Source organism: Flavobacterium sp., from assembly GCF_036759525.1.
GTDB lineage: Bacteria > Bacteroidota > Bacteroidia > Flavobacteriales > Flavobacteriaceae > Flavobacterium.
The window spans coordinates 1-18,381 of the sequence record NZ_DAIOUN010000018.1; the positions used below are offsets into that span (position 1 = coordinate 1).

The 18,381-nt window shown below is 33.2% G+C and carries 14 protein-coding genes; 6 read left to right on the forward strand and 8 right to left on the reverse strand.

Features of this window, described 5'->3' with window-relative positions; all coding sequences use genetic code 11:
- From V7M80_RS11030 to V7M80_RS11045, 4 genes are all read right to left on the reverse strand, one after another.
- Window positions 1–1,978, reverse strand: a 1,978-nt coding sequence (locus tag V7M80_RS11030) for a hypothetical protein (RefSeq protein WP_333696108.1), incomplete at its 3' end; no start/stop codon positions are given.
- A gap of 405 nt (window positions 1,979–2,383) precedes the next feature.
- Window positions 2,384–3,010, reverse strand: coding sequence for a response regulator transcription factor (locus V7M80_RS11035; protein WP_333696110.1), 627 nt, complete (start codon window positions 3,008–3,010; stop codon window positions 2,384–2,386).
- Between the two features lie 13 nt (window positions 3,011–3,023).
- Window positions 3,024–4,766, reverse strand: a complete 1,743-nt coding sequence (locus tag V7M80_RS11040; RefSeq protein ID WP_333696112.1) for a sensor histidine kinase — start codon at window positions 4,764–4,766, stop codon at window positions 3,024–3,026.
- Window positions 4,767–5,202: 436 nt separating this feature from the next.
- The gene (locus tag V7M80_RS11045) at window positions 5,203–6,057 is read right to left on the reverse strand and encodes a leucine-rich repeat domain-containing protein (RefSeq protein WP_333696114.1); all 855 of its coding nucleotides are present in this window, start codon (window positions 6,055–6,057) and stop codon (window positions 5,203–5,205) included.
- Between the two features lie 217 nt (window positions 6,058–6,274).
- Between V7M80_RS11045 and V7M80_RS11050 the strand changes: the two genes are divergently transcribed.
- From V7M80_RS11050 to V7M80_RS11070, 5 genes are all read left to right on the forward strand, one after another.
- The gene (locus V7M80_RS11050) at window positions 6,275–7,333 is read left to right on the forward strand and encodes an efflux RND transporter periplasmic adaptor subunit (protein WP_333696116.1); all 1,059 of its coding nucleotides are present in this window, start codon (window positions 6,275–6,277) and stop codon (window positions 7,331–7,333) included.
- A gap of 11 nt (window positions 7,334–7,344) precedes the next feature.
- Complete coding sequence (locus V7M80_RS11055) at window positions 7,345–10,443, forward strand: efflux RND transporter permease subunit (RefSeq protein ID WP_333696118.1); 3,099 nt, start codon at window positions 7,345–7,347, stop codon at window positions 10,441–10,443.
- A 10-nt stretch (window positions 10,444–10,453) separates the two neighbouring features.
- Window positions 10,454–11,761, forward strand: coding sequence for a TolC family protein (locus tag V7M80_RS11060; RefSeq protein ID WP_333696119.1), 1,308 nt, complete (start codon window positions 10,454–10,456; stop codon window positions 11,759–11,761).
- Between the two features lie 72 nt (window positions 11,762–11,833).
- A complete protein-coding gene (locus V7M80_RS11065) occupies window positions 11,834–12,322 on the forward strand; it encodes a DUF1761 domain-containing protein (protein WP_333696120.1) in 489 nt (162 codons plus the stop codon).
- A 55-nt stretch (window positions 12,323–12,377) separates the two neighbouring features.
- Window positions 12,378–13,526 (forward strand): peptidogalycan biosysnthesis protein, encoded by a 1,149-nt coding sequence (locus tag V7M80_RS11070; protein ID WP_333696122.1) that lies wholly within the window; start codon window positions 12,378–12,380, stop codon window positions 13,524–13,526.
- Here V7M80_RS11070 and V7M80_RS11075 read toward each other — a convergent pair.
- Window positions 13,519–13,884, reverse strand: a complete 366-nt coding sequence (locus tag V7M80_RS11075) for a DUF4345 domain-containing protein (RefSeq protein ID WP_333696123.1) — start codon at window positions 13,882–13,884, stop codon at window positions 13,519–13,521. The genes V7M80_RS11070 and V7M80_RS11075 overlap by 8 nt on opposite strands.
- Before the next feature lie 29 nt (window positions 13,885–13,913).
- A complete protein-coding gene (locus V7M80_RS11080) occupies window positions 13,914–15,824 on the reverse strand; it encodes an ABC-F family ATP-binding cassette domain-containing protein (RefSeq protein ID WP_333696125.1) in 1,911 nt (636 codons plus the stop codon).
- A 66-nt stretch (window positions 15,825–15,890) separates the two neighbouring features.
- Between V7M80_RS11080 and V7M80_RS11085 the strand changes: the two genes are divergently transcribed.
- Window positions 15,891–16,280, forward strand: a complete 390-nt coding sequence (locus tag V7M80_RS11085) for a DUF983 domain-containing protein (RefSeq protein ID WP_333696127.1) — start codon at window positions 15,891–15,893, stop codon at window positions 16,278–16,280.
- Here V7M80_RS11085 and V7M80_RS11090 read toward each other — a convergent pair.
- Both V7M80_RS11090 and porN read right to left on the reverse strand, forming a co-directional pair.
- Window positions 16,277–17,329: an NAD(P)/FAD-dependent oxidoreductase gene (locus tag V7M80_RS11090; protein WP_333696128.1), complete on the reverse strand. Its 1,053-nt coding sequence runs from the start codon at window positions 17,327–17,329 to the stop codon at window positions 16,277–16,279. The genes V7M80_RS11085 and V7M80_RS11090 overlap by 4 nt on opposite strands.
- Window positions 17,330–17,391: 62 nt before the next feature.
- Window positions 17,392–18,363, reverse strand: a complete 972-nt coding sequence (porN, locus tag V7M80_RS11095; RefSeq protein WP_333696130.1) for a type IX secretion system ring protein PorN/GldN — start codon at window positions 18,361–18,363, stop codon at window positions 17,392–17,394.
- Between the last annotated feature and the right edge of the window lie 18 nt (window positions 18,364–18,381).

An 18,381-nucleotide genomic window follows, 5' to 3' on the forward strand; every position in this document is an offset into this window, starting at 1 on the left:
TTACCGGTTGTCCGTTTAACGTGTCGTTGTCAAAGATATTGATACCCGCATCACCTCCCGTTAATCCGTTTACTGGTGTTGAATTACTATCTGGAACGGCATCTATAACATTTACAGGATAAACCGCAACAGAAGCTGTATTGTTAGACACTACATAATCTTCCTCATCACCTGATACTGTGGCTGTATTTACAAAATTCCCCACAGCATTAACTTGAGCCTCTACAGTCAAAGTAACAGCACTTCCAGCACTTAAATTTCCAATAATCCAATTTCCTGTGGAGTTATTATATGTTTCTACAGAAGGAATAGCATTGATAAAATTAAAACCAGAAGGTAACAAATCTGCAACAGTAACATTGGTAGCATTTAAAGGACCTTGGTTTGTAACTGCTATAGTAAAAACAACATTATCCCCTACAAAAGGATTATTGATATTTACGACTTTTGAAACCATTAAATCTGCCGAACAATCTTCATAAACCGCTGTAATTGTGGCTAATTGGCTTCTGTAAGCATCATCATTAAAGGGTGGATTTAAACCTTTAATATTGTATTGAACAGAAACTGTTGAATTAAACCCCGGAACCGGATTAAAAGAAACTTTATTTGTAGCGGGATTAAAAACCCATGTCCCTACACCTTGAATAAAATAATTTTGTCCTTGTGCTACTCCATTAGAATCAACAAATTGAAAAGAATTTGGATCTATATTAGCACTTGAAGCCGTTGGGCCCATAGCTATACTTCCCGTGTAAGCAATATCATTTAAAAATGGGCTAATTTCAGCAGTTTCTCCGTAACAAAATTCGGCATTGTCTGCAACAGCCTCTGCTGCAAAAGGCAATGAAACTTTTAAGTTTCTGATAAGATGAATATTGTTTAATCCTCCGGTAGAAGCTCCAAAACCAATTTTAAATAATGCAGGCGGAACCGTGCTTAAAGTATGAACTGTATTTGGGCCTTGTAAATTAGATGCTTCAAAATCCGAAACTGCCGGATTTGCATTTTCTATGTAGGTATAAGAGGTTTGATACCAATAATTGTCTATAACGGTTGAAATTGTACTTCCGTGTTGAATTTTTACCGTTACATAAAATCCACCACTTGGATGTGGCATTAATTCGACATAACATTTTCTGTAATTAGCATTTGATGGATCCCAAGACAAAGCACTTGTTCTCAAATTAAAATTTTCACTCATTCCGGGTCCTGTAGTAAACAAACCGGTTGAAGGATTAATGGTAGCTGAACCAATTGATGAGCTTAAAGTTGACTTAGTTGTCAATGTTGGATATCCTGTAAACCCGTCTCCTAATCCTTTAGAAGCATCTATTTGAACTCCTTTTGCTCCTCTTAAAGTTACATGACTTAATTGTTGAGTAAAAGTAGTATTGGGCACTCCATTATTTCTGAGGTTTGCTTCAAATACACTCCTTTTGAAATTAGTGAATCCATCCAGTCCTACACCAAGGTAGGCTCCGGTTAAGCCGGTTTGCCTAGCAAATGAAAAGGTTTGATTTGCTCTATTGTAACTGTAACCTAAAGCACCTCCATTTGCTCCAATTGTTGGAACTCCCACACTTGCATCAAATAAAAACATACAGATTCCATCAGCACCACTCCCCCCATACATGCCGTACTCAAACTCAATCTTAATTCCATTTAAGGAACTAAATTGTTTTGTTGCAACATATACAGCTCCAAACCTTCCGTTGGAAGCAGGTGTCAACTGTAAGCCTTCAGATGTGAATGTGGCTGAGTTAGCGGCATTGTTTTGAGGAACTAACAAAGAGACTTCTGATGGCTGTGTCCCAGATAGAAATGTCTGACCATAAGGAAAGTCTCCATAAATCTGGGCTTGGATAACATTTGTTACAAAGAGTAACAAAATCAATTTTAAAATAAGGTAGTCTTTTTTAGGTTTAGAAATTACAAATAGGGGCCTATTTAATTTCTGTTTTGTAATTTTAATCATTTTCGATAAAATTTAATTTATAAAAAGCACTATGAAACACTATTCATCTTCTTAGAGATAAACAATGTTACGGTTAGATAGTGCGAACAAATATAAATTACTGATTTTAAAGAAGTTGTAGAACTACATTTAAACAAATGTAGAATTTGTTCTACAATACAAACTAAAAAAAACTACATTGAATGTTAAATATTTAAAATTTTTTCTTACAAAAAATAGAGTGTAATACATTTCATCGATAAAATTCTAGAATTATCAGATACTCCAAAATTTTACAAATGTTGAATATAAAAAAGGTTTAGCATTCAATTTGAAACATAATCTTCTGAAATTGAAAACATTTCATTTTTTTTATATGTTTGAAATAGGTAATCTATGATATAACCCGAAACCAAAAGGAGTTAATCAATAGTTGTTGGATTTAAAAATTTGAAGTAAATCAACTACATTGTCAATACTCAGCTTTTCAAAAATTCTACTTTTGTACGTACTAACCGTTGATTTTTGTATACCTAAAATATTGGATATTTCTAAATTACCATAGCCTTTTATCAACAATCTAGCTATTTCAATTTCTTTATTTGATAGTTGTTCCAATTCGTTTAAAGATTCTCCTTTAACATAAGATAAGAACGCTTTTTCTTTAGTTTTATCGCTTACATACTTTCCTTCCCTTACAATTGATGAAATAGCGGTTCTTATAATGTCATCGGGACTTAATTTACTTAAATAACCATCGGCTCCTCTGTTAAGATATCTTAAAGCATAAATCTCTTCATCATAAGCTGAAAAAACTAAAACTTTTAAATTAGGTTGAATTTTTTTGGCCTCTTGAACAACATGAATACTATCTCCCTCCGGAAAGGCAATATCCAGGATAAGTACATCAATTATTTGAACTTGAATGACTTCGAGAATTTCATCGAGCATTCCTACTTGATAAATAATAGGATTATGGTACATATCATTCAAAATCAAGCTTAATCCTTGTCTTACTACGGCGTGATCGTCTGCTATTAAAAAACTTTTCATGTATGGGCTTTTATTATATTTTATCTACAAAAATGTTAAATTCTACTCTGGTTCCTTTATGAACTTCGCTTGACAAATTAATTTCACCATTAAAAAGCTCAACAATTTCTTTACATAAGTTGAGTCCTAAACCAGCTCCTAAATCGTTTACATTTTCGGAAATTGTACCTTGATGATAGGCTTCAAAAACGTATTTCAAATCGGTTTCTGAAATCCCTCTACCTGTATCTTGGATTTCAAATTTTAATTCGAGTTTTTTTGAATCGATAAAATTTTCTTTTACATCTATTGAAATCGTTCCTTTATCTGTAAACTTATTTGCATTCCCTACAATGTTATAGAGTAATTGATGAATTTTGACAGCATCTGAAAACACCATTGTGCTTTTGTCAACTTGAATTTTCAATTTGAGTGTATTTCCTTTGGATTCAACCAGATCTTTTAGAGAGTTTGTAATTTTAGTTAAATCCTCATACAGATTGTACGTGTTAAATTTTAATTCCAATTTAGCATTTTCGCTTTTAGAAAACTCTAAAATTTGATTTGACATTAAAAGTAAGGAATGGGTTGTGAAATCAACAGATTGAAAAACTTCTTTGACTTCATCATCTTGAATTTTAGAACGAATTATTTTACTGTATATTGAAATTAAACTTAAGGGTGATCGTACTTCATGACTTATCATTCCAACAATTCTATTTTTAAAATTTAAGTTTTGTTGAATCTGCAATTGAGCCGTTTCTAACTTTTCTTCATAATCAAAGGCCATTTTTGTAAATTGAATTAACACAAATGAAAGAGCTATTAAAATAATTATGATTCCGAATACAATTACAAATTTAAAACCTTCCATTAACCCTTTTTGCTTTTCAAATTGGTTCTCTACCTGTTCTTTAGCTTGCTTACTTGTTTGAGAAAAACTTTCTAATAATGAATTGACAACACGCTCCATTTTTGCATTATTGTGCAAAAGTTCTAGATCTTTATTCTGAATGAGATTGTAATTATTTTGTAAATTTTTAAATTGTGTTTTGTAATGATTAGTTACATGTTCAAAAGCCAATTTAAGTTGCTCTTCAACATTACCAATCTCTGTATTTTTACCGTATTTCATGGTTACTTTGACATTCATAATTTCCTTTTGGATATCAATTCGTCCGGATAATGCAGCTAATAACCTACTAAAAAGACCTTTTCTTGAAATACTATCTACAACAACAAATGATTCAACATCGACACTATTTAATATTTCATCTTCTTTAAATTCTTTAATTTTAAAAAGGTCTGAATCGTCTTTGTAATCAAAATAATCATTGTACAACAACATGGAATCAACCTTCATTTTTAAGTACGAAATATCTTGATTTATTTGTGAATGATTCTTTATTAATCCGTTAAAAGTTCGCGTATTATTTTGAAGATTCTTAATGGAATCTAGGGAATGAACAAGCTCACTCATTTCGGAAAAATAGGACTTCAAAGCAAGGGTGTCTTTTGCTAATAAAAATTTATAAAAATCATTTTGAGCCATTAAATAAGACACCTTTGCATCAGAAACCAACTTATCTGATAACTTTGAAGCTTCTAAATCTTCGGAAATTGAATTGAGCTTTTTTTGATTAAAAACTTCGTTATAACCAATAAGTAACAAAATGAATTGTAATGCAACAACCAATCCCAACAACGAATAATGCAGCTTTTTTCGTGATTTATTTTTAATTTCCGGAAAAAGATAACTTTTAACTTTTGAAACCATAATGTGGTATTTTTTCTTTTCACTAATTTTTTAAAAAAATGAAAAAAAGTTTCTCAATATTGGTTTACAAATAGAAACTGATCTTCAAATTATAATTCTTTGGTTTTTAGAATTTAAAAAAATATGAATTTAGCAAAATTAACACATATTAACATTTGTTTTGTACTACAATATCAAATTTATTTGTAGAATTTGTTCTACAAAAAATGAATCCTTAGTCCGGTTATTTCAACTTACAAAATGATGAAGTATTTTATTTAATTTAACAATTTCTTTAAAAAAATAAAAAAATATAACATTGATATGATGTAATTTAAGGAAATAAAAAAATTATAGAATTTAAAAATTTGAATAAGAAAAATAAGAAAATTTATACAAAATAAAAAACCCAACAAATTTATGCTGGGTTTTATTTAAAAAAAAGTTTAAAAAATCATTAGTCAGGCGAACCTACAACTCCAGTATTGTCTGTTACCAAAGGGAGTTTGTATGCCACTCCTTTATCATTTAACATCATCATTTGAAACGAATCTTTTTTTGCCAATGCATAAGATATTAATCCATTGAATTTATTGTATGAGATGTTCATTTCTTTCAAATGTGTTAAAGATTCCAACTCAAAAGGTACTTGACCCACAAAATTGTTTTCAAATAAACTCAAATTTTCAAGAGCTTTTAAATTCTCAATTTCATAACTCAATCTTCCGGAAAATGAATTACTACTTAATAAAAGTACTTTCAAATTTTTTAACTCATAAATGGATTTTGGTAATTCACCGCTAAAATTATTATTGTACAAAGATAGGTTTTCCAATTGTTGAAGTTTCCCAATTTGTGCAGGCAATTCACCCGACAATTGATTCATATACAAATCAATAGACTTTAACGAACTGGCTTCTACAAATGAATTGGGTAAAACCCCTGAAAGTTTGTTAAAAGCTAAATTCAGCACTTGCAAATCTTTCATAGACCCAAAAACATTAGGAATTTGACCCTCAATATTATTTTTGAATAAATTCAATTTTTGCAAATGAACCAATTGACCAAGTTCAACTGGTAAAGTTCCGGTTAAGTTATTATTGGATAAATCCAAAGCAATTACTTTATTATTTGCAATTTGCACACCAAACCAAGTAGTCTCCGGTTTATTTAAATCCCATTTGGTGTTCCAATTTTTACCATTCAATGATTGGTAGATAGAAACCAAAGCCTTTTTCTCCGATACCGATATACCTGCAAATGAAGAAAGACTCACAAAAATGAATAAGAAAGTAAAAATATATTTATTCATAACACATCTGTATTAGTTTAACAGAGTAAAAATAGTTAAAATTCGTTTAAGTGTACACTTTTTTCGATGAAATGCATTATTTTATACTTTAATAAATATTTATCTTACAAAAATTAAACAAAAAAATAAAAATTTACGACTGTTAAATAAAATTAAACCTTTGAGTTAATTACATTTTTAAAAATTAGTTTTGTCATTCCAATTTTTGCCAAAACTTATGAAAACCAAGAACATTTTACTTTTTCTGTTAGCATTGGGCTTACTATCTTTAATAGTTTATCGCATTATCAAAAACCAAGAAAAAGAAACATCAGCCCCTGTAAATAAAGGGAATGGAAATAAAAATTTAGTAGAAGCGGTAATTGCCAAACCCCGTATGTTTGAAACAGAATTAACCCTAGCAGGGAGTATAGAAGCCAATGAAAGCACTGATATAAGAAGTGAAATAAACGGTAAAATTGAATACATTCGGTTTGATGAAGGCTCGGTAGTAACCAAAGGTCAAGTTTTACTTAAAGTAAATGACATTGAACTTCAAGCCCAACTCTTACAGGCAAAAAGCAAACAAAATTTAGCCTCTGAAAACGAACGAAGAGCTAAATTACTACTAGAGAAAGAAGCCATAAGTCAAGAAGAATATGACGTGGCCCGTAGTGAATGGATTAGCAGTAAAGCTCAAGTTCAACTGATTCAAGCTCAAATATCAAAAACCGTTATTACAGCCCCATTTAGTGGAAAAATTGGACTTCGATACGTTTCACCGGGTTCTTTTGTTACTTCTACCTCTACGATAGCCAAATTGGTTAATTCCAATCAAGTTAAAATTAACTTTTCAGTTCCGGAAAAATATGCAAACGCTATTGAAAAAGAGGGAAAATTGAAATTTTACACTTCAGACAAAAACACTTCCTACACCGCTAAAATTTATGCTATAGAACCCGAAATAAACACCTCTACACGCACACTCCAAGTACGAGCCATTTGTGAAAATAAAGATGGAAAACTCACACCCGGATCATTTGCCAATATAATTTTACCATTAGCTGTGATTCAAGATGCGATTTTAATTCCAAATGAAGCTATTATTCCAATTCAAAACGGTAAAAAAGTATTTATTTCTGAAAATGGCAAAGCCAAAGAACAAATTATCGAAACCGGAACACGTACGGAAAAAGAAATTTTAGTTCTATCCGGATTAAAAACCGGAGATACCGTAATTACTTCCGGAATTATGGCTCTTAAAAACGGAACTTCATTACAATTAAAAATAAAATAACGGAATTACTTATGAGCTTATCTACCTTAAGTATAAAAAGACCTGTTCTAACCATTGTAATGAATCTTATGATCATCCTTTTTGGAATCATTGGATTTACCTATTTGGGTGTTCGCGAATTTCCCTCAATTGATCCGGCACAAATAACAGTTCAAACCAATTATACCGGTGCCAATGCAGATATTATCGAATCTCAAATTACAGAACCCCTCGAAAAAGCCATTAACTCTATAGACGGTATTCGAAATATATCGTCTACCAGTGCCCAAGGAACCAGTGTAATATCTATTGAATTTAATTTGGGTAAAGACTTAGAAGAAGCCGCTAATGATGTTCGGGATAAAGTCTCACAAGCAGTCCGAAGCTTACCTCAAGACTTAACAGCTCCTCCGGTAGTTTCCAAAGCCGATGCCAACTCAGACCCTATTCTTACCATGACGATGAAAAGTGAGAATAAAAATGTGTTGGAACTCACAGATTATGCTGAAAATGTTATCCTACAAAGACTACAAACGATACCCGGAGTTAGTAGTGTACAAATTTGGGGGCAACGAAAATATGCAATGCGATTGTGGATAGACCCCACAAAATTGGCCGCATACGGTTGTACTGCATCGGATGTTTTGAATGCTTTAAACAAACAAAATGTAGAACTTCCGTCTGGTAAATTAACCGGTGACAATACCGAATTGACCGTTAAAACATTGGGAAACTTATCTACGGAAGAAGAGTTTAACAACATTATCATTAAAACCGAAGCAGATCAAATAGTTCGGCTTTCAGATGTGGGGAAAGCCAGTTTAGAAGCCGAAAACTTAGAAACTCGCCTAAGCGATTCAGGACAAACCATGATAGGCTTGGCCATTACGCCTCAACCGGGAACCAATTATTTAGATATTTCTGAAGCCTTTTATAAACAATATGAAGAGCTTCAAAAAGATTTGCCCAAAGATTTTGAACTCAATGTAGCCATAGATACAACTATTTTTATCAAGAAAGCTATTTTAGAAGTAGCCGAAACCTTATTGATTGCTCTATTATTGGTAACTCTTGTTATCTATTTGTTTTTTAGAGATTGGGCTATTGCGTTTAGACCACTTATAGATATTCCGGTTTCCTTAATTGCTACTTTTTTTATCATGTACATTTGTGGATTTTCTATAAATGTTTTAACGCTTCTTGCTATTGTTTTGGCAACGGGTTTGGTTGTTGATGACGGAATTGTGGTTACTGAAAACATCTTCAAGAAAGTAGAAGAAGGTATGTCGCCAAAAGAAGCCGCCATTAAAGGTTCTAATGAAATATTTTTTGCCGTAATTTCTATTTCTGTAACACTTGCTGCCGTATTTCTACCTATTATTTTTCTTGAAGGCTTTGTAGGTAGACTCTTTAGAGAATTTGGAATTGTTATTGGAGCAGCCGTGTTAATTTCTGCTTTTGTCTCCTTGAGTTTAACCCCTATGCTTAATGCCTATTTGATGAAAGGTGGCAAACAAAAACGATCCAAATTTTATGAAAAAACAGAACCTTTTTATGAAAATCTCAATAAAAGTTACGCTCGTTCTCTAGAAGGTTTTATGAAGCGAAAATGGTTAAGCTTCCCAATTCTACTGTTTTGCTTAGGAATATCCTTTTACTTTTATACAACCTTACAAAAAGAAACCGCACCTTATGACGATCGCAGCATGATATTGGTAAATGTAACCGGACAAGAAGGAGCCACTTACGATTATATGGATCGTTTCATGCAAAATCTATCTGAGTTAATCACGGATTCAATTCCGGAGAAGAAAGTAAGTTTAATTGTTACTTCTCCCGGTTTTGGAGTTGGAGCTGTAAATAGAGGATTTGCTCGAATTTCATTGGTAGACCCCGAAGAAAGAGAAAACGCTCAAAAAGATGTAGCTGCAAAGCTTACTCAGTGGACAAAAGGGTTTACAGATGCCAAAACTACAGTTTCAGAACAACCTACAATTTCTGTAAATAGAAGAGGTGGATTGCCCATACAATTTATCATTCAAGCTAAAAACTTTGAAAAATTGGAAGAAAAAATTCCACAATTTATGGAAGAAGCCGCTCAAGACCCCACTTTTTCAATTACTGATGTTAACTTAAAATTTAATAAACCCGAAATTTACGTTACTATCAATAGAGAAAAGGCAGAATCTATGGGAATTTCTGTAATGGATGTAGCCCAAACGCTACAGTTATCCTTAAGTGGGCAGCGATTTGGTTATTTTATTATGAATGGAAAACAATACCAAGTTATTGGTCAATTTGATAAAAAAGACCGAGATCAACCTTTAGACCTCGCTTCACTGTATGTAAGAAACGCTTCGGGTGAATTGGTACAACTAGACAATTTAGTCCAAATTGACGAACAAAGTAGTCCTCCTCAATTATTTCACAACAACCGATACATGTCGGCCACCGTATCTGCCGGTCTGGCCCCAGGAAAAAGTATAAGTGATGGTATCGCAGCTATGGAACGCATCAAAGAAAAAGTGTTAGACGATACTTTCACAACCGATTTAGGAGGTGAATCAAGAGACTTTGCCGAAAGTAATTCGAATACCCTTTTTGCTTTTGGTCTTGCCTTACTCTTAATATTCTTAATATTAGCCGGACAATTTGAAAGTTTTATAGACCCCATGATTATTATTCTAACCGTTCCAATGGCAGTAGCCGGGGCCTTATTTTCTCTTTGGCTTTTTGATCAAACTTGGAATATTTTTAGTCAAATTGGCACTGTAATGCTTATAGGTCTTGTTACTAAAAACGGAATTTTAATCGTAGAATTTGCCAATCAATTGCGAGAACAAGGTCTTTCTAAGTACGAAGCGGTGGTCAAAGCCTCAGAATCTCGATTAAGACCGATTTTGATGACAAGTTTAACCCTAGCTTTGGGAGCAATGCCAATTGCTGTTTCACTTGGTGCTGCATCGCAAAGCAGAATGGGAATGGGTATTGTAATTGTAGGTGGAACTGTATTTTCATTAATTTTAACCTTATATGTTATTCCGGCGGTCTATTTGATGTGGTCTAGAGAGAAAAAGCATCTTTACGATGCACAAACCTTAGACCAATATGATAAAGAATCATCCCTTTAAATCAAAAATCATGAGAAACTTATTTTATATAATCCTGATTTTTAGTATTCCTTTTCCCAAAAGCAGTGCACAAGAATTACTGACTCTTGAAAATGCAATAGAGAAATGTTTGGAAAATAATTTTGACCTTAAAATTGCTAAAAACGAGGTTCGAATAGCATCCGAAAACCTATCAATAGGGAATGCGGGAATGCTTCCTCGAGTAAACGGAATAATTACCAACAACAATACTATTTTAAATATTGATCAAACCTTTGCCAATGGTGAAAATGTAGAAATTGATGGTGCTCAAAATATCAATATCAATTATGGTGTTGGACTGGAATGGACCATTTTTGATGGTTTTAGAATGTTTGCTCGAAATAAGCAACTTAAAGAAAGTCTAAAACTAAGTGAATCCGAACTAAGAGTGTCCATTTTAACTCGATTGAGTGAAGTTTATGAAACCTATTTCCAATTGGTAAACTTTCAAAAACAAATTCAAAATATTGACAGCATAATTTCGGTATCCGAGTTTCGATTGAAAACCGCTCAAAACCGATTTACAATAGGAAAAGCATCAAAATTGGAAGTTCTCAATGCTGAGGTAGATTTAAACACCGATAAATCCTTACGATTAACACTACAAGAGCAATTTCAAATTGTCAAAGTGCAATTGAATCAACTACTCGTTCAACCCCCACAATTCGATTTTAAGGTAGATACAAAACTTGTGCTTGACCAAACTTTAAAGTTTGATGAAATAAACGAATTGGCTTTACAACAAAATCCAAAACTTCAAGTTCAATTCATTAATCAAAAAATACAGGAATATGAATTGAAACAAGTTAAAGCCAACCGATACCCCATAGTGACTTTAACCTCAGGATACAATTTGGTTCGCTCTCAAACTCCATTTGGCTTCGTTACAGAATCTACGGGTAGAAATATCAATTATGGATTCACTGCCACATTGAATATTTTTGATGGTTTCAATCAAAATCGAAATGAAAAAGTAGCCAAAATTCAACTTGAAAATTCTCAAATTCTAATTGAACAACAAAAACAATCCATACAAAGTCAAGTTGCCGTTTTATTTCAATCCTACCTTTCCGGCCTAGCCCTTTTAGATTTAGAAAAACAAAATGAAAATATTGCCAAACAAAACCTGAATATTACTTTAGAAAAGTTTAAAATTGGTTCCATTTCTACTGTAGAATTTCGTACCGCTCAAGAAAACTATACTAATGCAGTTATGCGATTAAATAATGCCGAATTGACTGTAAAACTAACAGAAATCAATTTAAAAGAATTGGCAGGAAGCTTAACTGTAAATTGATTAATTGTCATTTGATTAGTAAAATTTAAAGGTTTTGTGTTACATTTGATAGACTAACCAAAACCTTTTTATATGGAAATAAATTTTACTGCAGTTTTTGTTTCCGCAATTATCCCTTTAATTATTGGGTCATTGTGGTATAGCCCTGTATTATTTGCTAAAGCTTGGATGAAAGAAACCGGTCTTTCTGAAGAAGATTTGAAAAAGGGCAGTATGCTCAAAATTTTCGGATTAACTTATGTGTTTTCTGTTATGCTAGCCTTACTCCTTCAAATGCTTTGCATACATCAATTTGGCCCCTTAGGAATGATTGGCGGACCTCAATTTATAGAGAACGCTCTTCCCTCCTATACCGCCTTCATGAATGATTACGGCATGGCATTCCGAACGTTTAAACATGGTGCCCTACATGGCTTTATGTCTGGCTTATTCTTAGCTTTCCCTCTGATTGCCATCAATGGACTTTTTGAACGCAGAACATGGAAATATATATTAATCCACAGCGGATATTGGACCCTGGTAATGACACTCATGGGTGCTCTATTGTGCGGTTGGGTATAGTTTAACATTTTATTATAGAACAATCGCTCTACATTTGTGGAGCGATTTTTTTAATTTGAAAACTACTTACACTTACATTATTTACGAAAAAACCTCTCATTTACCCGAAGATTGGGATGAATTGGCTCGGTCTAACATCTTTTTATCCCGAAGGTATCTAAAGATTTTAGAAGATGCTCCTCCGCAAAATATGAAGTGCTACTACATAGGTGTTTTTGATCCGTTGCGACTTGTAGGAATAGCTTTAAGCCAATTTTTAAACCTAAACCAACTGGAAACCTTTGGAGAAAGAGATCGTTGTTTCAAAACAAGTATTCGCAATTTTATATTTAAAAAGTTTTGTTCGCATGTTCTTTTCATGGGCAACAATATGCTTACCGGTCAAAATGCTTTTGCTTTTGAAATTAATGCCAATAAAACGCTCGGAATTCAAACCCTTTTCGAGGCAAGTCTTGAACTCAAAGAAAAACTAAAGAAAGCAGGTCTACCGGTTCATCTTACTACGTATAAAGACTTTGAAAAAGACGACCTAACCCATTTTCCTTCCGAAAATTTTGCTTCTTTGTATTCGTTTTCTACACAACCCAACATGGTATTCTGCTCTTGCCATGAATGGCATAATTTTGAAGACTACCTTAATGCATTAAGTAAGAAATACCGTGATCAATACAAAAGATGTCGCAAAAAAGGAGACGGAATTCAAAAGCGTAAACTCAATTTAGAGGAAATTAATCATCTTGAAGATACTATTTACGATTTGTATCATCATGTGGCTCAAAATGCTCCCTTTAATACTTTTTTTCTACCTAAAAACCATTTTAGGGTAATGAAAGAAAACCTCAAAGATGATTTTCTATTTTACGGCTATTTTGACAATCAAAAACTAATAGGCTTTAATACATTAATCAAAAATGGCTTCCAAATGGATACCTATTTTTTAGGGTATAACGAATCTATACAAAGAGAAAAAATGTTGTATCTAAATATGTTGTATGACATGATTGCCTATTCTATTAACAAAGGATTTAAAGAAATTGTTTTTGCACGAACAGCCTTAGAGATAAAAAGCTCTGTTGGAGCAAAACCACAAGAAATGTTTGGATTTATTGAGCACTCCAACTCTTTTATAAACCGAAAAATGGAGCAATTATTTTGCTATTTAGAACCTAAAACAGAATGGAAAGAACGCAATCCGTTTAAATAGTTTTGGCGTATTTTTTATATTGATAGAATGCAAAAAAAGCCAAAATTGCTTCACCCCAAAAACCATAGAAAAATAAATCGGAAGATTTACCATCGAGTACCAAACTCAGCAATCTACCTAGAGCAATTCCACACATAAAAACCCCATTTGAAAGTGTGGCAACTTTCCAAAAATTCGACTTCATGATTCCCAAAATCCAAAGCAAACTAAAGGAAAGATAAAGTCCCAAAATTGCACGAAAAACACTTTTTAAATCAGTTGTTTTTACTTCAAAATCAAAAAAATACGGCAAAACATATTCTGGATTCCAACCGTAAAAAAGGGCTGCCGGAATTACAATAGCCACTGATAATAACAAATGTAGATTTTTCCGATTCACTTTACTTACTATTGCAGCGTTTCAATTTCGAGTTGCACTGTTTCCCAATCTTCTAACAATTTATCGAGTTCTTGCTTTTTCTTATTGTAAGCCACAAAGAAGTTTGCATCTTCAAAATGCTTATCATAATTTGAAGCTAAGGCTTTATCATCGTTTTGAATATCGATTTCCAATTGTTTGATTTGGCTTTCAATTTTACTTAAACGATTTTGAAGGGATTTGGTTTTCTTTTGATCTTCATATGAAACCGACTTGTTTTCTTTAGAAATTGAAGTTGAAACCACATCTTTCTTTTCAATTTCACGCATATTCATCGCATTACGTTGTTCTAAGAAAAAGTTGATATCACCCAAATATTCTCTTATTTTTTGATCTTTAAATTCATATACCACATTGGCCATTCCTTGTAAGAAATCACGATCGTGAGATACCAAAAGTAGCGTACCCTCATATTTTTGAAGGGCTGCTTTTAAAACATTCTTAGATTTAATATCCAAGTGATTGGTGGGTTCATCCATCAACAAAACATTGATGGGTTGCAACAAAAGTCTACATAAAGCCAGACGGTTTCTCTCACCTCCGGAGAGTACTTTAACTTTTTTCTCAACATCATCTCCACGAAATAAAAAAGCACCAAGCATATCGCGAACTTTAGAACGATTCGTATCGGTTGCAGCTTCAATCATGGTGTCTAGTAATGTTTTCTCACCATCCAAATACTCCGCTTGATTTTGAGCAAAATAACCCAACTGAACATTGTGTCCGAGTTTTATACTACCTTCATATTTGAATTCGTTAACAATAGCTTTAATAAAAGTAGATTTTCCTTGACCGTTTTGACCTACAAAAGCAATTTTACTCCCTCGTTCAACCAATAGGGAAATATCTTTTAGAATGGTTTTATCGCCATAGGATTTGGTAACATGTTCCGCTTCGATAACTACTCTGCCTGGAGTTTGTGACACCGGGAAAGAAATATTCATAACCGAATTATCGTCTTCATCTACTTCAATGCGTTCTACTTTATCTAGTTTTTTAATTAAAGATTGAGCCATGGAAGCTTTGGAAGCCTTGGCACGAAATTTTTCGATTAATTTTTCGGTCTCTTCAATTTTCTTTTGTTGGTTTTTTTGAGTAGCCAATTGTTTTTCGCGAATTTCTTCTCTTAAAACCAGATATTGAGAATACGGTTTATTGAAATCATAGGCTTTTCCTAGTGAAATTTCTATGGTTCGATTGGTTACATTATCCAAAAACATTTTATCGTGCGAAACAATCACAACCACCCCGGGAAAATTACGCAGAAAACTCTCCAACCAAATAATACTTTCAATATCTAAGTGGTTGGTAGGTTCATCGAGTAACAAAATATCATTGGATTGCAAAAGTAATTTAGCCAATTCAATTCGCATTCGCCAACCCCCAGAGAAGGTTTCGGTGGCATTGTTAAATTCTTCTCGCTTGAAACCCAAACCTAGTAAGATTTTTTCGGTATCGCCTACATAATTATAGCCTCCCAACACTTCATAATGGTGGGTAACATCACTTAGTTCATCAATTAATTCAGAATAAGACTGACTTTCATAATCGGTACGAGTGGCGAGTTCATGATTGATTTGTTCAATCCTTTTTTCGGTACGTTTAATATCTTCAAATGCTTGATACGCTTCTTCCAAAACCGTTCTCCCTTGTTCAAAATCAATGTCCTGTCGAAGAAAACCCATTTTGATTTCCTTTTCCGTGGCAATACTCCCGGAATCGGGTTTCATATCGCCCGACAAAATTTTGAGCATGGTAGATTTACCGGCACCATTTTTCCCCACCAATCCAACTCTATCGCCGGCTCCCAGACGAAAAGTAACTTCTTCAAACAAATACGTACCCCCAAAGGAAACCGATAAATTGTGTATATTCAGCATAATTTTGTGACTAATGTTACATTGTGTAATCTTTGAAAAAGATACCTTTGTATAAAATTTTTGCAAATGTTAAAAAAAGGATCCAAACTCAATAGCATTTTAACAGGAAGTTGTCCTAAATGCCAAGAAGAAAGTATGTATAAAGAAAAAAATCCGTATAAAATGGGTAAAGTATTCGATATGCATGAAACATGTGGTCATTGTGGAACACGATACAAAATGGAACCTTCCTTTTTTTACGGAGCCATGTATGTGAGTTATGCGGTAAGCATAGCTTTTGGTGTAGCTGCTTTTATAATTTCAAATGTTTTTCTGGGTTTAGGTTTAATTTATTCCTTTTTTGCGATATTGGGGACCTTAGTACTGACTTTCCCCATAATTTTACGTTTATCACGTAATATTTGGATTAATATGTTTATTCATTTTGATAAAAATTGGAAAGCAAATCAGAATTAATCCCATTTTAACTTTTTAAAACGACGAATATCGAGATTTTCATCGAGAGGTGTTTTATTTTCTATAGATTCAAATAGTGCTTTTGCTACAAAAGGAGCCAACATAACCCCTCGGGTTCCCAAACCATTTAAAACGTGAAGACGGGTAAATTTAGGATGAGACCCTACCAATGGGCGACGGTCTTTAACCGTAGGTCTTACCCCGGCTAAATGGGCAACTACCTCAAAATCTAAATTTAAAATGGATTTTAGATTGGTCAACAATTCTTGTTTACCGGCTTCTGTAGGTTCTGCCGATTTATCTTGCCAATTGTATGTTGCTCCAACTTTAAACAAATCATTCCCCAAAGGCAAAATGAAGACAGAAGATTTGATGATGGCATCTAATTTCAATTCCGGACATTTGATTAATACTAATTCGCCTTTTGTGCCATCTAATGGTAATTGAGAAAAAAATGGATTGGCATGCAAACCAAAACCTTCTGCAAAAACCACATGTTTGTAATACACATTCTTATAGACCGGAAACTCGTTTGAAATATCTAATTGGGAATAATCAAAAGACTCTTCGGAGAGAAATTTAAAACGATTCAAATAATCTTGATATGTTTTTACTAAAAGAGATGTATTTATGTAACCGGATTGTACTACTTCTCCATAACCGTACGGAGCATCAATTCCATGAAAGTCTTTATAAAGTATAGAAGAAGCAATGAAAGGTTTTAAATTGGGATTATCTGAGGCAACGTACCAATTATTTTGCTCTTCAACCGAGAAAAGTTTTCGAAATATGGGGATTTTATAATCTAAAACACATTGTAATTTTTGTTCAAGAGCACTGTAAAAAGGTAGAGCAAGATTGATTTGTTCTTGAGATTTCCAAACTTCACTAAACCGTTTGAGAATAACCGGATTGTATAATCCCCCAGCAATTACGGATGAATTTTGCGACTTATTATCAAAAACATGAATGGTCTTTCCATTTTGCAAAGCCCATTCTGCAAATGCAATTCCGGATAAACCCGAGCCTACTATTAAATAATCAATCATATTACAAAAATAAAAAACTCTTACCGTAGCGGTAAGAGTTTTTGATATTAAATTTTATGCGATTAATAATTCCACATATCTTGTTCAAAATCACGAATCTTTTCTTTCACTCTTTCAGACTCCAAAAGTTGGTTGAGAGCATTATCTTTCATGTATTCTGCAATCTGTCTATCGCCATATACGTTTTCTTCTTTGTAAATCACTCCACTAAAACGACGTGAATTTAACAAATGGTCAAAAGTAATAGGCATAGCTGAGTTTTTGTTGTTAAAAGCTTTCCACTCGTGAAGAACATCTCTTACAGCAGGGAAGTAAACCCAAAACAATTCAATTACATCCGGATTTTCAGAACCTACTTCACGGGCTTCAGGAGCAACCGGACAAATTCCAAGTAAACGGTATTTCATTTCACCTTGACGCTTGTCAAAATACCAATACCCTTTGATTTTATATCCAGAAACATCAATTGCACCCAGCTCACGTTTATCTATATATTGGGCATCCAATACTTTTGGAGTAACTTCAGGTTGAGGTATTAATTTTCCTTTTTTGTCGTATTTTGGAGCAGCTTTCTGTGGAAAATATAAATCGTAATACGTATTTATTTCTTCTCTACCGGCATCAGTAGTATCAACATAAGTAAAAGAAGATTTCATGTCTTGTAATGACTTCTTTCTATTGAAATAATCATCATAATATACTTCTGTGATTCTACCGGCTTTGATTTCTTTAATCAAAACATCAAATAATGATCTTCTGTCTTTACCAATATTGGCTGTATCTACAGGGAAATAAAGCGGGAAGTTAATTCTCTCATCCAAATCGATGATTTCCCAAACCATTTTACCCATTAGAACGTCTCTGTCATGAACATACCCATATTGTAAAGGTTTGTCGTTGTCAGATTCCATTTGAGCTGCAGTCTTGATACCAATTTGATCTGGTGTTTTGGCATTAAGCAAGTTTGATTGAGCTTGAGCTGCAAATGTCATGCTTAAGACTGAGATTCCAAAAACTATTGCTTTTAACTTCATGATATTATTTGTAGGTTT

Bases quoted from the DNA above. Each gene is read 5' to 3' on its own strand.
- V7M80_RS11035 (WP_333696110.1), bottom strand. From the start codon at position 3,010: ATGAAAAGTTTTTTAATAGCAGACGATCACGCCGTAGTAAGACAAGGA.
- V7M80_RS11040 (WP_333696112.1), bottom strand. From the start codon at position 4,766: ATGGTTTCAAAAGTTAAAAGTTATCTTTTTCCGGAAATTAAAAATAAA.
- V7M80_RS11045 (WP_333696114.1), bottom strand. From the start codon at position 6,057: ATGAATAAATATATTTTTACTTTCTTATTCATTTTTGTGAGTCTTTCT.
- V7M80_RS11050 (WP_333696116.1), top strand. From the start codon at position 6,275: ATGAAAACCAAGAACATTTTACTTTTTCTGTTAGCATTGGGCTTACTA.
- V7M80_RS11055 (WP_333696118.1), top strand. From the start codon at position 7,345: ATGAGCTTATCTACCTTAAGTATAAAAAGACCTGTTCTAACCATTGTA.
- V7M80_RS11060 (WP_333696119.1), top strand. From the start codon at position 10,454: ATGAGAAACTTATTTTATATAATCCTGATTTTTAGTATTCCTTTTCCC.
- V7M80_RS11065 (WP_333696120.1), top strand. From the start codon at position 11,834: ATGGAAATAAATTTTACTGCAGTTTTTGTTTCCGCAATTATCCCTTTA.
- V7M80_RS11080 (WP_333696125.1), bottom strand. From the start codon at position 15,824: ATGCTGAATATACACAATTTATCGGTTTCCTTTGGGGGTACGTATTTG.
- V7M80_RS11085 (WP_333696127.1), top strand. From the start codon at position 15,891: ATGTTAAAAAAAGGATCCAAACTCAATAGCATTTTAACAGGAAGTTGT.
- V7M80_RS11090 (WP_333696128.1), bottom strand. From the start codon at position 17,329: ATGATTGATTATTTAATAGTAGGCTCGGGTTTATCCGGAATTGCATTT.
- porN (WP_333696130.1), bottom strand. From the start codon at position 18,363: ATGAAGTTAAAAGCAATAGTTTTTGGAATCTCAGTCTTAAGCATGACA.